This window comes from Burkholderia sp. WSM2230 (genome assembly GCF_000472445.1).
Taxonomy (GTDB): Bacteria; Pseudomonadota; Gammaproteobacteria; order Burkholderiales; family Burkholderiaceae; genus Paraburkholderia.
The window spans coordinates 41229-56308 of the sequence record NZ_AXAJ01000004.1; the positions used below are offsets into that span (position 1 = coordinate 41229).

Annotated in this window: 10 protein-coding genes and 1 tRNA gene; 6 read left to right on the forward strand and 5 right to left on the reverse strand. The window is 62.9% G+C overall.

What is annotated here, in order from left to right; all coding sequences use genetic code 11:
• Window positions 1–35: 35 nt before the first annotated feature.
• Window positions 36–2732 carry a pyruvate dehydrogenase (acetyl-transferring), homodimeric type gene (aceE, locus tag A3AC_RS0110415; RefSeq protein ID WP_025598757.1) on the reverse strand — a complete coding sequence of 899 codons (2697 nt, stop codon included), beginning with the start codon at window positions 2730–2732 and terminating at the stop codon, window positions 36–38.
• A 275-nt stretch (window positions 2733–3007) separates the two neighbouring features.
• Here aceE and fixL point away from each other — a divergent pair, with 275 nt between their 5' ends.
• The 3 genes from fixL to folD all read left to right on the forward strand — a co-directional run bounded on the left by fixL (window position 3008) and on the right by folD (window position 7386).
• Complete coding sequence (gene fixL / locus A3AC_RS0110420; RefSeq protein ID WP_035475014.1) at window positions 3008–5524, forward strand: oxygen sensor histidine kinase FixL; 2517 nt, start codon at window positions 3008–3010, stop codon at window positions 5522–5524.
• Window positions 5521–6165 carry an oxygen response regulator transcription factor FixJ gene (gene fixJ / locus A3AC_RS0110425; protein WP_006051254.1) on the forward strand — a complete coding sequence of 215 codons (645 nt, stop codon included), beginning with the start codon at window positions 5521–5523 and terminating at the stop codon, window positions 6163–6165. The genes fixL and fixJ overlap by 4 nt, the downstream gene beginning before the upstream one ends.
• 360 nt (window positions 6166–6525) lie before the next feature.
• Window positions 6526–7386 (forward strand): bifunctional methylenetetrahydrofolate dehydrogenase/methenyltetrahydrofolate cyclohydrolase FolD, encoded by an 861-nt coding sequence (gene folD / locus A3AC_RS0110430; RefSeq protein WP_025598759.1) that lies wholly within the window; start codon window positions 6526–6528, stop codon window positions 7384–7386.
• Between the two features lie 247 nt (window positions 7387–7633).
• Here the strand turns inward: folD and A3AC_RS0110435 are convergent, their stop codons facing one another.
• Window positions 7634–8788 (reverse strand): acyltransferase family protein, encoded by a 1155-nt coding sequence (locus A3AC_RS0110435; protein ID WP_025598760.1) that lies wholly within the window; start codon window positions 8786–8788, stop codon window positions 7634–7636.
• A 304-nt stretch (window positions 8789–9092) separates the two neighbouring features.
• On the opposite strand from A3AC_RS0110435, the gene A3AC_RS0110440 reads away from it, so the two are divergent.
• Entirely contained in the window at window positions 9093–11201 is a 2109-nt protein-coding gene (locus A3AC_RS0110440) for a M3 family metallopeptidase (protein WP_025598761.1), read from the forward strand.
• A gap of 141 nt (window positions 11202–11342) precedes the next feature.
• Here A3AC_RS0110440 and A3AC_RS0110445 read toward each other — a convergent pair whose 3' ends face one another.
• On the reverse strand, window positions 11343–12635 hold the full coding sequence (locus A3AC_RS0110445; RefSeq protein WP_025598762.1) for an amidohydrolase family protein: 1293 nt from the start codon (window positions 12633–12635) through the stop codon (window positions 11343–11345).
• A 215-nt stretch (window positions 12636–12850) separates the two neighbouring features.
• On the opposite strand from A3AC_RS0110445, the gene A3AC_RS0110450 reads away from it, so the two are divergent.
• Window positions 12851–13549: an aspartate/glutamate racemase family protein gene (locus tag A3AC_RS0110450; protein ID WP_025598763.1), complete on the forward strand. Its 699-nt coding sequence runs from the start codon at window positions 12851–12853 to the stop codon at window positions 13547–13549.
• A 101-nt stretch (window positions 13550–13650) separates the two neighbouring features.
• On the opposite strand, the gene A3AC_RS0110455 is transcribed toward A3AC_RS0110450, so the two are convergent.
• Together A3AC_RS0110455 and A3AC_RS0110460 are read right to left on the reverse strand one after the other, a co-directional pair.
• Window positions 13651–13727 (reverse strand) — tRNA-Met (locus A3AC_RS0110455).
• A 92-nt stretch (window positions 13728–13819) separates the two neighbouring features.
• A complete protein-coding gene (locus A3AC_RS0110460; RefSeq protein ID WP_025598764.1) occupies window positions 13820–14107 on the reverse strand; it encodes a hypothetical protein in 288 nt (95 codons plus the stop codon).
• Window positions 14108–14298: 191 nt separating this feature from the next.
• Here A3AC_RS0110460 and xth point away from each other — a divergent pair, with 191 nt between their 5' ends.
• Entirely contained in the window at window positions 14299–15075 is a 777-nt protein-coding gene (gene xth, locus A3AC_RS0110465; RefSeq protein WP_025598765.1) for an exodeoxyribonuclease III, read from the forward strand.
• Window positions 15076–15080 lie beyond the last annotated feature (5 nt).

Consider the following 15080-nt stretch of genomic DNA (forward strand, 5'->3'; position numbering starts at 1 on the left):
AGGCGCGCACGCCGTGGCACACGGGGAATGATGCCTTAGACGGTCATCGGGTTGGGTTTGGCGGGATCGAGGTTGTACTTCTTGAGCGCCTCGGCGACCACCTTGCGTTCGATCGTGCCTTCGTCTGCCAGCGCATTCAACGCGGCAACCGTGACCCAGTAGCGGTCGACTTCGAAAAAGTGGCGCAGCTTCTCGCGCGTGTCCGAGCGGCCGTAGCCGTCCGTGCCCAGCACGACGAAACGTTGCGGCACGAATGCGCGGATCTGCTCGGTGAGCGCGCGGACGTAATCGGTCGATGCGATCACCGGGCCTTGCGCGTCCTTCAGCAGCTTCTCGACGTGCGAGAGCTTTTTCTCTTCCGTCGGATGCAGCAGATTCCAGCGCTGCACCTCGTGGCCTTCGCGCGCGAGTTCAGTGAAGCTCGGCACGCTCCAGAGGTCCGCGGCGACGCCCCAGTCGTTCTTCAGCAGGTCGGCGGCGGCGATCACTTCGTTGAAGATCGTGCCCGCGCCCATCAACTGAACGCGCGGCGCCTTGCTATCGGCTTCGGCTTTGCGGAACGCGTACATGCCCTTGATGATGTCGGCCGCTACGCTCTCGCCCTGCGGGATCGCCGGGTGCTCGTAGTTCTCGTTCATCACCGTGATGTAGTAATACACATCTTCCTGCTCTGCGACCATGCGGCGCAGGCCGTCCTGCATGATGACCGCGAGTTCGTAACCGAACGTCGGGTCGTAGCTGATGCAGTTCGGCACGGAAGCCGCCCACAGCAGCGAGTGGCCGTCTTCGTGTTGCAGACCTTCGCCGTTTAGCGTCGTGCGGCCCGCTGTGCCGCCGAGCAGGAAGCCGCGCGAGCGCATGTCGCCCGCGGCCCATGCGAGGTCGCCAATGCGCTGGAAGCCGAACATCGAATAGAAGATGTAGAACGGGATCATGATCTCGCCGTGCGTCGAGTACGACGTCGCCGCTGCGATCCAGTCCGACATGCCGCCGGCTTCGTTGATACCTTCCTGCAGAATCTGACCGGTTTCCGACTCACGGTAGAACATCAGCTGGTCGGAATCTTCCGGAATGTACTTCTGGCCGTCCTGATTCCAGATGCCGATCTGACGGAACAGACCCTCCATGCCGAACGTACGCGACTCGTCCGGTACGATCGGCACGACGCGTTTGCCGAGCGCCTTGTCCTTCAGCAGGATGTTCAGGATCCGCACGAACGCCATGGTCGTGGAAATCTCGCGGCCTTCGCCCGTGCCCTTGAGCAGCGGCTCGAACGCCGACAGTTCCGGCACCGGCAGCGACTCCGCCTTCTGGCGGCGCGCCGGCAGATAGCCGCCCAGTTCCTGGCGGCGAGCGCGCATGTACTCGAGTTCCTTCGAACCTTCTTCGAACTTGATGTACGGCACGTTGACGATGTCTTCGTCGGAAATCGGCAGACGGAACTGGTCGCGGAATTTCTTCAGCTGCTCCACCTGCATCTTCTTCTGCTGGTGGGTAATGTTCATCGCCTGGCCGGCTTCGCCCATGCCGTAGCCCTTGATCGTCTTCGCGAGGATGACGGTCGGCTGGCCCTTCGCCTGCGTGGCTTCGTGGAACGCCGCATAGATCTTGTGCGGATCGTGGCCGCCGCGGTTCAGGTTCCACACGTCTTCATCCGACCAGTCGGCGACCAGCGCCTTCAGTTCCGGCGTATTGAAGAAGTGCTCACGAACGAACGCGCCCGACTCCGACTTGTACGTCTGGTATTCGCCGTCGACGACTTCCATCATGCGGCGCATCAGCGCGCCCGACTTGTCGCGCTGGAACAGCGCGTCCCAGCGGCTGCCCCACACAACCTTGATGACGTTCCAGCCCGCGCCGCGGAATTCGCTTTCCAGTTCCTGGATGATCTTGCCGTTACCGCGCACCGGACCGTCGAGGCGCTGCAGGTTGCAGTTGATGACGAACACGAGGTTGTCGAGCCGTTCGCGGCCGGCCATGCCGATTGCCCCGAGCGATTCCGGTTCGTCCGTTTCGCCGTCGCCGAGGAACGCCCAGACCTTGCGGCCCTCGGTCTTCGCGATGCCGCGCGCCTGCATGTACTTCATGAAGCGCGCCTGGTAGATCGCCATGATCGGGCCGAGGCCCATCGAGACGGTCGGGAACTGCCAGAAATCGGGCATCAGCCAAGGGTGCGGATACGACGAGATGCCCTCGCCGCCCACTTCCTGGCGGAAGTTGTCGAGCTGCTGCTCTGTCAGGCGACCGAGCAGGAACGCGCGCGAGTAGACGCCCGGCGACGAGTGACCCTGCACGAAGACGAGATCGCCGCCATGCTCGGGCGACGGTGCGTGCCAGAAATGGTTGAAGCCGACGTCATACAGCGTTGCGGCCGACGCGAACGACGCGATGTGGCCGCCGACGTTGGTGTCCTTGCCGGCGCGCAACACCATGGCGATGGCGTTCCAGCGCGTGTACGAACGGATACGGTGCTCGATGTCCTGGTCACCGGGGATTTTCGCCTGGCGCGCGACGGGAATCGTGTTGATGTAAGGGGTGTTGGCGGAGAACGGCAGATGTTCGCCGTGCACACGGGCAAACTCGATCTGCTTCTCGATCAGGTAGTGGGCACGGTCGGGGCCAACAGCAGAAATCACGCCATCCAGCGCTTCCAGCCATTCGCCGGTTTCCTGGGGATCGTCGTCTTTTTCAGCGGCGACATATTTCATGACTTCGTCGGGTACAGCGGACATGCTCGTCTCCTGGATATAGAGGAACGCTCTTTGAACAGACGACGCGGACGAAGCACGGCCGCGGCAGCTTCGGCCGATTGTAATAAGGGTCCCGACGTCCACGCAACAAAATTTTCGAATTACGAGATCGGTTCTCATAATGCGGAAAATTGCTGCGGCGCAACCTGATTTGACTGCCTTTGCGTGGATACGTCGGCTAGTGTGCGCCGATTAACGGGACTATCCGTGATTTTTTGCGCCATTTGCCAGCTACGCGCTGCGCTACAATGCCACGCATGTTGACCGAACGGCTTTTCGCTCGATCGGCGCGCACCGCTGGTTCGCCGGCGGATTCGTCGCCGTCCTCCCGCTGGCACCATGGACCATGGTGGTCCAATTCCTATTTGCTGACGCCGCTTCTGTCGATCCTGGTGTTTCTGGTCGTCATGAGCCTGATTCTGTGGAGTCTGAATCGCCGCGAGCAGCAACAGCAGGAAGACACGCTTTACCGTAACGTCGCGTGGGCGCAGCAGCAGATTCGCCTCTCCATGACAGGGGCGCAGGAGCAGATCCAGGCGCTCGCGCGCGACCTCGCCGCCGGCCATGCCGATCCGCATTCGTTCCAGGTGTCCACCACGGACATCATGCAGGGGCATCCCGAGATCCTCTACATGAACTGGTACACGAGCCAGCAGCAGCCGCGCTGGCCCAATACGGCGCTGCCCGTGTTCGGCCAGCGTCTTGCCAAGCCCAACGACACGCAAATGGACGAAGCGGTAAAAGCCGCCTTCGCCGAGGCGCGCAGCACGCGCCGCCAGGTGTATTCGCCGCTCATCTACGACGACGTCGGCAACGGCTACATCACATTGCAGACACCGGTTTTCCGCGACCGCGACTTTCTCGGCTCGATTGCCGCCGTGTTTTCGGTGGAAGGCATTCTCAAGCACGACATTCCGCCCGAGCTGTCGGCCAAGTACAAGATCTCGATCATCGACGCGAACAACCGCGAGCTGACCACCACGTCCACGCGGCCGCGCCTGCCGCGCGACATGTTCTACGACCTGCCGCTCGACCCGCCGGGCCAGGGCGTCTCGGTGCGTGTCTACGCGTTCCCGCAGATGACCAACTTCACCAACAACACGCTGGTGTGGTTGGTCGCGGGTCTGTCGTGCTTCGTGCTGTGGAGTCTGTGGAGCCTGTGGAAGCACACGCGGCAGCGCTTCGAGGCGCAGCAGGCGCTCTATGCGGAAGCGTTTTTCCGCCGCGCAATGGAAAATTCCGTGCTGATCGGCATGCGCGTGCTCGACATGCATGGCCGCATCACTCACGTGAATCCGGCGTTCTGCCGCATGACCGGCTGGGACGAAAGCGACCTCGTCGGCAAGACGGCGCCCTTCGCCTACTGGCCGCGCGACGCCTATCCGGAAATGCAGCGCCAGCTCGACATGACGCTGCGCGGCAAGGCGCCCTCGTCAGGCTTCGAATTGCGGGTGCGCCGCAAGGACGGCTCCATGTTCCATGCGCGCCTCTATGTGTCGCCGCTGATCGACAGCTCGGGCCGTCAGACCGGCTGGATGTCCTCGATGACCGACATCACCGAGCCGAAGCGCGCGCGCGAGGAACTCGCTGCCGCGCACGAGCGCTTCACTACCGTGCTCGAGAGTCTGGACGCCGCGGTATCCGTGCTCGCCGCCGACGAGGCCGAACTCCTGTTCGCCAACCGCTATTACCGGCACCTGTTCGGCATTCGCCCGGACGGCCATCTGGAACTGGCTGGCGGCGGGTTCGACAGCACGCAGGCGTCGTCGGATTCGATCGACATGGTGGACACGTACGCCGGGCTGCCCGCCGCCGCGTTGACAGAGAGCACGGCCGACGCGCAGGAAGTCTATGTAGAAAGCATCCAGAAGTGGTTCGAAGTGCGCCGTCAGTACATTCAGTGGGTGGACGGCCACCTCGCGCAGATGCAGATCGCAACCGACATCACCACGCGCAAGCAGGCGCAGGAACTGTCCCGCCAGCAGGACGAAAAGCTGCAATTCACGAGCCGCCTGATGACGATGGGCGAGATGGCCTCGTCGCTCGCGCACGAGCTCAATCAGCCCCTCGCCGCGATCAACAACTATTGCTCCGGAACCGTTGCACTGGTTAAATCGGGTCGGACAACGCCTGACAATCTGCTGCCGGTGCTCGAAAAAACCGCCCAGCAGGCGGTGCGCGCGGGCATGATCATCAAGCGCATCCGCGAGTTCGTGAAACGCAGCGAGCCAAAGCGTCAGGCTACGCGCGTCTCGGACATCGTCGCGGACGCCGTGGGTCTCGCCGAAATCGAGGCGCGGAAGCGGCGCATTCGCATCGTCACGGACATGCGCTCGCGGCTGCCGGTGATTTATGTCGACCCGGTGCTGATCGAGCAGGTGCTGGTCAACCTGTTGAAGAACGCCGCCGAGGCAATGGCCGAAGCGCGGCCCAATGCAGTCGATCCGGTGATCCGCGTGGTCGTGCGGCTGGAAAGCGGCTTTGTCTGCATCAGCGTGGTCGACCAGGGGCCGGGCGTCGACGAAGCAACGGCCGAGCGGCTGTTCGAACCGTTTTACAGCACCAAGTCCGACGGCATGGGCATGGGGCTGAACATTTGCCGTTCGATTATCGAATCGCACCGCGGTCGTCTGTGGGTGGTCAACAACGTCGAATCCGACGGCCACATCACAGGCGCCACGTTCCACTGCAGTCTGCCTATTGGAGAGCCTGACGGCCCGAGCAACGGCGGGTCCGAGGCGCCGACACCACAAACCGTTACGGGAGAGCTATGAACAGCCCAGTCACCACACAGGAAACTGTCTTTGTCGTCGACGACGACGAGGCCGTGCGAGATTCGCTGCGCTGGCTGCTGGAGGCGAACGGCTACCGCGTGCAGTGCTTCTCCAGCGCCGAGCAGTTTATCGACGCATGGCAGCCGCATCAGCATCCGGGCCAGATCGCCTGCCTGATTCTCGATGTGCGGATGTCCGGCATGAGCGGACTGGAACTGCAGGAACGCCTGATCGCCGACAATGCGTCGCTGCCGATCATCTTCGTGACCGGTCATGGCGACGTGCCGATGGCCGTGTCCACGATGAAAAAAGGCGCGATGGACTTCATCGAAAAGCCGTTCGACGAAGCCGAACTGCGCAAGCTCGTGGAGCGCATGCTCGACAAGGCGCGCAGCGAAAGCACCAGTGTGCAGCAGCAGCGCGCGGCCGCCGAGCGTCTCGGCAAGCTCACCGCGCGCGAGCATCAGGTGCTCGAGCGCATCATCGCGGGCCGCCTGAACAAGCAGATCGCCGACGACCTCGGCATCAGCATCAAGACAGTCGAAGCGCACCGCGCCAACATCATGGAAAAGCTCAACGTCAACACGGTCGCCGACCTGCTGCGACTCGCGCTGTCCAACAAGCCGCAACCGGCGCAATAAGCGCCGGCGGCGCGCGCGGCATTCGCCGCGGCGCGCCGCGCACGACCGGCCGGACTGCGCAGTCCGGCTTCTTACCAGCCTCTTACCCGCCTCTTACCGGCCTCTTACCGGCCTCTTACCGGCTCCTAGTCCGGATCTTCCCGCTATTTCTTCCGCCCCCAAGCAGCGGCGCCACACGTCCGGCGACGCGGACGTCATGGGCCTCGCCGCTTGCGCCGGTATAATGACGGACTTTGCAGCGACGCCTATCGCCAATTGGCGTCGCGCGCTTTTCGTGTGCCGACCCGTTGCTGCTGAAAAACGCCATCGTGCACGTCACGCGCGCTGCTCCGCTTACCACACTGCCCCTCTCGACCGACCATGACTGCCAAATTGATCGACGGCCTCGCCCTCTCCAAGACACTGCGCGCCGACGTCGCCGCGCGCGCCGCCGCCCTGACCGCCAGCGGCCATCAGCCGGGGCTAGCCGTCGTGCTGGTCGGCGACAATCCGGCCAGCGAAGTCTACGTGCGCAACAAGGTGAAGGCGTGCCACGACAACGGTCTTGGTTCGTCGCTCGACCGTTATCCGGCGGACCTGCCGGAAGCGGAGCTGCTCGAGCGCATCGACGAGCTCAATCGCGACCCGCGCATTCACGGCATTCTCGTGCAGCTGCCGCTGCCGCCGCATATCGACAGTCACAAGGTGATCGAGGCAATCGCGCCGGAAAAGGACGTGGACGGTTTTCACGTCGCCAATGCCGGCGCGCTGCTGACCGGCCAGCCGCTGTTCCGCCCATGCACGCCGTACGGCGTGATGAAAATGCTCGCCGCTTATGAAATTCCGCTGCAAGGTGCGAACGCTGTGGTGATCGGCCGCTCGAACATCGTCGGCAAGCCGATGGCACTGCTGCTGCTCGAAGCGGGCGCAACCGTCACGATCTGCCACAGCAAGACGCGCGATCTGGCCGCGCATACGCGCAACGCCGACATCGTGGTGGCGGCCACCGGTCTGCGCAACATTCTCACCGCAGACATGGTGAAGCCGGGCGCGGCCGTGATCGACGTCGGCATGAATCGCGACGAGGCGGGCAAGCTGTGCGGCGACGTGGATTTCCCGGGCGTGAAGGACGTGGCCGGATACATCACGCCGGTTCCGGGCGGCGTCGGCCCGATGACCATCACCATGCTGCTCGTCAATACGATCGAAGCCGCCGAGCGCGAGGCAGCGAAGAAGGGCTAACACGAAAAAGGAAAGCGCTGGGCACCTGCTAGCCCGGCGCTTTCAACTCGCTACGCAATCGGCTTCACACGCTGCTGCTTGACCCGCCACTCAATCGGCTGCTACCGCTTCCGCTTCTACCGCTTCTACCGCTGCTTCGGCATCCGCGTGCGCTTGTCCAAACACCTACGGATTGCAAGAGTCGGCGTCGCTCCCGCACCTCTCGTCTCACACTCATGGCGGTTCGAATCGACCGCTCGCTGCCTCTTCAGCGAACGGTTTGACGCGCGCCCCGCTCCGCTATAGACGGCGCTTCAGCCAGCGCCGCCCGCCGGCGTGCAAGACGCCCACGGCACCACATCAGCACCGGCCGCTCGACACAGTGCCACGACACAGCCGCACAAAGCAGGATCACCGGCGCGGCGATCAGAACCGCCGTCACATGGCTCAACTGCGGCGCGATATTGGCCACGCATTGCTGCACCATGAAGCCATACAGATAGATCCCATACGAGTAGTCATGGCGCGGCACGAACCGCCGCAACAGCGGTGTCGTCCCGACCCACAGCACGCCGTACACGAAAGCCAGATAGAACAGCGGTTGCGCGCCCGCCGTATCGCGGAACACCAGAAACACCATCGTGAACGCGAGCGCGGCCAGACCGTTGATGCTGATGCGCTCGCACAAGCCATACAGCAGCATGCCGAGCATGAAGAACGGCTCCGGCCAGAACGAATAGCCGCCGGGTGTCTCGCTGAAATCGCGCAACCCGATCTGCACGAGCGGCAGGGAATGCGGCGTCAGATGAGGCGGCAAATGCACGCGCAACACGAAGGCGGCAATGCCTAGCGCCGCCGCCAGCGCCGCACCGCGCGGGCTCGACAGCAGCCCGAGCATGCCGGTCACGAGCACGATCAGATAGCAGCGCACTTCGAGCGGCAGCGTCCACAGCGGACCGCACACGGAGACGGCAAAGCGGTTGTGCTCGAAGACGCCCGGCAACGCCCAGCCGGTTTTCATCACGATGGTGGAGAAGTTGTCGAGGTTCGACCACGTCATGGCGGAACTGAAATACTCGCGCAGCGGCAGCGTCGTGAACAGCGGCCCGACGACGAACACCGTCACCAGCGAGCCGAGCGCGACCGCCGGCCAAAGGCGCGCGATGCGCAACACCGCAAAGCGCGGCACCGAGCGTTGACGGTCGAAACTCGCAGTCACGAGCATGCCGCTCAAGAGGAAGAACGCATAGACGCCGAGCGCGCCGAAGCCGTCGAAACCGAGTGCGTTTTCGACCCAGTCGCTCGTGCCGTCCGGCGCCTGCAGAAGATACGAATGGCCATATACGACAGACACGGCGGCCATGAGCCGCACCAGGTCGAAGTTGTTGCCGTTGCGCGATAGAGCGTGCGAAAGCGGGTACATCGATACCTCAGGCAGAAAAGCGTCGGGAAGCATTGCAAAGCGCCGCTTCAGTTGCTGTGCGATCACCCGGCAATCGGGCGAGAGACACGTCAGGATGCGGCGCGGCACCATTTCGCACCGTTCGCTTTCGCACAGAAGCGCCGTGGGCCGCCACATCTGGTAATTTGTATGCCGACGATTGGAATCGGCATGCCGTGCCCCAATAATGTCCGTGTCAGGTGCAAGATGGCGCGACCGCGCGCGCCGCACCGAGCACCGGTTAAAGTACCGAATACCCGTTCACCCGCGTCAGACAGGAAGCCTCATGTCCACTACCGTCTCCAATCACGACAATCCGCTCCTCGATTTCTCCGACCTGCCGCGCTTTGGCGAAATCCGCCCCGAACACGTCACGCCCGCGCTCGACGTGCTGCTCGCCGATGCCGCAGCCGCCGTCGGGCGCGCGGCCGAGCCGATGACGCCCGCTTCGTGGGCCGATGTCGTCGAACCCGTCGAGCGCGCCACCGAACCGTTGTCGCGCGCGTGGAGCGTGGTCGGCCACCTGAACGCCGTCGCGGATACGCCGGAACTGCGCGCCGTATATGGCGAAAATCTGCCGCGCGTCACCGAATTCTGGTCGAGCGTCGGACAAAACCTTGCGCTATACGAGAAGTACAAGGCGCTCAATGCCAGCGACGAATTCGCTTCGCTCACGAGCGAGCGCAAGAAGATTCTCAGCAACGCGCTACGCGACTTCCGCTTGTCCGGTGCCGAACTGCCCGAAGACCAGAAGCCGCGTTTCGCCGAATTGCAGGAACGCCAGGCGGCGTTGTCGAAGGCGTTTTCCGATCACGTGCTCGACGCGACCAACGCTTATGCGTATTTCGTCGAAGCCGGCAACGAGGCGGAACTCGCCGGCCTGCCCGAAGACGTGATCGAAGCCGCGAAAGAAGCGGCCGAGCGCGAAAGCAAGACCGGCTATAAATTCACGCTGCATTTCCCGTCCTATTTCCCGGTCATGCAGTACTCCGAAAACCGTCCGATGCGCGAGGCAATGTACCGCGCGTATGTGACGCGCGCCTCCGAACTCGGTCCGCAATACGGCAACGGCAAGCCCGAATGGGACAACACGTCCGTGCTCGCCGAGCAGTTGAAGCTGCGCGCGGAAGAAGCGCAGATGCTCGGCTATAAGAACTTCGCCGAAGTTTCGCTCGCGCCGAAAATGGCCGAATCGCCGGAACAGGTGATGACTTTCCTGGAAGATCTCGCCACGCGCGCGCGTCCGCACGCGGAGCAGGACTGGAAAGAGCTGCGCGAATTCGCAGCAGGCGAGCTCGGCCTTGCCGACCTGCAACCGTGGGACATGACGTTTGCCGCCGAGCGCCTGCGTCAGAAGCGTTATTCGTTCTCCGAAAACGAAGTCAAGCAGTACTTTCCGGAAGACGCGGTGTTCAAAGGCCTTTTCAAGGTCACGGAGACGCTCTTCGGCGTGCGCATTCGCCGCGATCAGGCGGCCGTGTGGCATCCGGACGTGCGCTTTTTCCGCGTCGAGAATCAGGACGGCGGCCTCGTCGCGCGGTTCTATCTCGACCTGTACGCACGCGAAGGCAAGCGCGGCGGCGCGTGGATGGACGACGCGCGTGGCCGTCACAAGCACACGCACGGCGGCGTGCAAACGCCGGTGGCGTATCTGACCTGCAACTTTTCGGCGCCGGTCGGCGGCAAGCCGGCCTGCTTCACGCACGACGAAGTGATTACGCTCTTCCACGAATTCGGCCATGGGCTGCATCACATGCTCACGCGTGTCGATGAGCTTGGCGTGTCCGGCATCAACGGTGTCGAGTGGGACGCGGTCGAGTTGCCGTCGCAGTTCATGGAGAACTTCTGCTGGGAGTGGGACGTGCTCTCCGACATGACGTCGCATGTCGAAACCGCACAGCCGCTGCCGCGCGAACTGTTCGACAAGATGCTGGCCGCAAAGAATTTCCAGAGCGGTCTCGGCACTTTGCGGCAGATTGTCTTCTCGATGTTCGACATGCAGTTGCATACCGGCTTCGACGCGAGCGGCACGAAGAACGCCACGCAGCTTGCGAGCGAGATCAACGAGCGCTTCCACGTCGTGCCGCAAGCGCCCTTCTCGCGTTGGCCGAACACCTTCAGCCATATTTTCGCGGGCGGCTATGCGGCCGGCTACTACAGCTACAAGTGGGCCGAAGTGCTATCCGCGGACGCCTACGCGGCATTCGAGGAAGCCGCGCAGTCGGCGAGCGGCAGCGTGCTCGACCAGACGACCGGCATGCGTTATCGCAAGGAGATTCTGGAAGTGGGCGGCAGCCGCCCGGCGATGGAATCGTTCAAGGCATTCCGCGGACGCGAGCCGAATATCGACGCGTTGCTGCGGCATAACGGCATGGCGCCTGGCGCGGCGCATTGATAGCTTGCAACGACGCGTTGAGAGAACGCGAGGCGTTGGTTCTCGTGTTCCAGCGCTGATAGAAGAAAGCCGGTGTTCCGCGCGAGCGGGCGCCGGCTTTTTGTTTTCTATCGGTGATCCGTTGGCCGCTGCGTGCAGCAGTCAATCGCGATGCAGCTTGAAATCCACCTCCGCAGGACGCCCTTCCAGCGACAAGGCGGCGCGCGCCGCCGGTGCGCGGCTCACCACTTTGCCGCGGCTTATCACCGCAAGGCGCGCCGCGCGCAGGCGAATCGCCTCGACGGGATCGCCCGCATCGAGCAGCACGAGGTTGGCGGCGCAGCCCGGCGCGACGCCGTAGTCGTCCAGACCGAGAATGCGCGCGCCGTTCACCGTGACCGCGTCGAAGCAATCGTGCATGCCTTGAACGCCCGTCATCTGCGCGACGTGCAAGCCCATGTGCGCGACCTCGAGCATGTCCCCCGAGCCGAGGCTGTACCACGGGTCCATCACGCAATCGTGGCCGAACGCGACGTTGATGCCTGCCGCAATCATCTCCGGCACGCGAGTCATGCCACGCCGCTTTGGATACGTGTCGCTGCGTCCCTGCAACGTGATGTTGATGAGCGGATTCGCGATGGCGGACACGCCGGATTCGCGCATCAGCGGCAACAGCTTGCTGACGTAGTAGTTGTCCATGGAATGCATCGACGTGAGATGCGAACCTGTGACGCGTCCCTGCAAGCCGAGGCGCAGCGTTTCGGCTGCGAGCGTTTCGATGTGTCGCGACAGCGGATCGTCGGACTCGTCGCAATGCATGTCCACGCGCAAGCCCTGCTCCGCCGCAAATTCGCACAGCATCCGCACGGATTGCGCGCCGTCGGCCATGGTGCGTTCGAAATGCGGAATGCCGCCGACCACGTCGACGCCCATTGCGATGGAGCGCTTGAGGTTCTCAAAAGCACCCGGACTACGCAGCACGCCGTCTTGCGGAAAGGCCACGAGTTGCAGGTCGAGATACGGCGCCACGCGGCGCTTCACTTCGATGAGCGCCTCGACGGCGAGTAAGCGCGGATCGCACACGTCGACGTGACTGCGGATCGCCAGCAACCCGCGCGCAACGGCCCAGTCGCAGTACTGGAGCGCGCGTTCGATCAGCGCCTCCTGCGTGAGTTGCGGCTTCAGTTCGCCCCACAGCGCAATGCCTTCGAGCAGGGTGCCCGACGCGTTCACACGCGGCAAACCGTAGGACAGCGTGGCGTCCATATGGAAATGCGGATCGACAAAGGGCGGCGTGACGAGCGAGCCCGCGGCGTCGATTTCCTCGCGCGCGACCGCGGCCAGATTGGCCTCCACAGCAACGATGCGCCCCGCTTCGATGCCGATGTCGACCGCATGTCTCGTTTGCGGCGCGAGGCGTGGCGGCAGCATCGCGCGGCGGATGATCAGGTCCATATCCCGCTCCTTTTTTGTGGGCTTCTGGTGTCGTGAGTGATGACGATTCTATCGGTGCCAGAAAGCCGGTGCGGGCTTTTGTGCGGCGTTTCTGCGCCGAATTTAATCGGGATTTCCGTACTGGCCGGCAGCGCAAAATCCGTATCGGCAACGCGCGCTGCGGCGCACCTATACTCGGCTGACTCTTACACATTTATTCATTCGGGAGCGCGCAGATGAAAACGATAGGTGTGATCGGCGGAATGAGTTGGGAGTCGTCCGCCGAGTACTACAGGCTGCTCAATCGTCACGCGAAGGCGCGCCTTGGCGGCCATCACAACGCGCGCAGCCTCATGCTCACCGTAGACTTTGCGCCGATCGAAGCGAATCAGCGCGCGGGCGACTGGGACGCACTCGGCGTGCAGATGGCCGATGCGGCGCGTCAACTCGAGCGCGGCGGTGCGCAGCTCGTGATGCTTGCCACCAACACCATGCATCGCGTGTATGAATCGATTGAACGGGCCATCAACGTGCCGTTTCTGCATATCGCCGATCCGACCGGCAATGCGTTGTGCGCGGCGGGCGTCGAGCGGGTCGGCTTGCTCGGCACGCGCTATACGATGGAGCAGGCGTTCTACACGGGCCGGCTACGCGAGCGCTACGGCCTGGATACGCTGGTGCCGGATGAAGCGGAACGCGCCGACGTGCATCGCATCATTTACGACGAGCTGTGTCACGGCAATGTGAACAGCGAATCGCGCGAGGTGTATCAACGTGTGATCGAATCGCTGCGTGCCCGCGGTGCGCAGGCGGTGATTCTCGGTTGCACCGAAATCACGTTGCTGATCAAGCCGGAACATTCGGCGCTGCCCGTTTTTGATACCACGGCGTTGCATGCGCAAGCGGCTGTGGAGTGGGCGATTGAAGGTGAGTGAATGATGTGCTTGCTGATAGTGACCACAGCACGCGGCGTCAATTCTCGCGCCGCAAATTAAAAGGCCCGCCTGGCTTGCGCCAGCGGGCTTTTAACAATGCTTGGTTGCGGGGACAGGATTTGAACCTGTGACCTTCGGGTTATGAGCCCGACGAGCTGCCAGACTGCTCCACCCCGCGTCAGAGAAAAGAGATTGTATAGGGACGTTGGCAAAACGTCAAACAATCGCACACGAATTCCGCGCGAAGCACGCAAGCCTGCACCGGCGCGATCAAAGATCCTGAACCGTCGCGCCCTCGACCTTGCCGTCGATAATGTCCGCACCATACTGGCTCGCGCTGCGTTTCGCCACGCCGAAATCCGCGAACGTGACAGGCAGCACGAGACGAAACACGCGGCTCGCCTTCGAACCGCTGATCGCGCCCGGCCGGCAGACGCGCACCGCGACGTCATAGCCTTCCGCATCACGCTTGTGACCGTCGAATTTGCCGAACTCCCGCGAGAAAACCAGCGGGTGCACTTCGAAGTCCTTATAAATATCTGGGTAGGTTCGAGCCATGATGCCCTCCGCTGCACGCCGGTGCCTGAGTAGTCAAACTGTGAGTGTGATCCCTACTATACGCTGCGCACGGCGCGCACCGGCTTTTTATTTTCGGTTCGCCGTGCGCGCCTTTGCCGCGCGAAAATAGTCCCCTGCGCATGCACGCTGGTAAGCTACGGCTCCTGCGCCATTCAGCCCGAGAATTTCCCGTGAAAATCGCTACCTGGAACGTCAATTCGCTCAAAGTCCGCCAACAGCATGTGATCGACTGGCTCGAAACAAGCCGCACCGACGTGCTGTGCCTTCAGGAACTGAAACTGCCCGACGAGAAGTTTCCGCGTGCAGAGCTGGCAGAAAAAGGCTACCGGAGCTGGTTCGCGGGCCAGAAGACGTACAACGGCGTCGGCATTCTCGTGCGCGAAGGGATCAGCGTGGATGAAACCAGCATCGTGCGAAACATTCCGGGCTTTGAGGATTTGCAGCAGCGCGTGGTGGCCGCAACCGTCGACGGTGTGCGCATCATTTCCGCGTATTTCCCGAATGGCCAGGCACCCGGCACCGACAAGTTCGCGTACAAGCTGCGCTGGCTCGCTGCGCTGCACGACTGGGTCAGAAGCGAGATGGCGCTCTATCCGAAGCTCGCGCTGCTAGGCGACTACAACATCGCACCGGACGATCGCGACGTGCATGATCCGAAGGCGTGGGAAGGCCAGAACCTCGTGTCGCCGGAAGAACGCGCCGAGTTCGTGCGCTTGACCGAACTGGGTCTTGTCGACGCGTTCCGTCAGTTCGAGCAGCCCGAGAAAATCTACTCGTGGTGGGACTACCGGATGATGGCGTTTCGCCGCAACGCGGGTCTGCGCATCGACCATATTCTGCTGTCCAGGCCGCTCGCCGAAACCTGCACGTCATGCGAAGTCGACAAGGTGCCGCGCAAATGGGACCAGCCGTCGGACCACGCTCCGGTCGTCGCGCTGCTCGGCTGATAGAC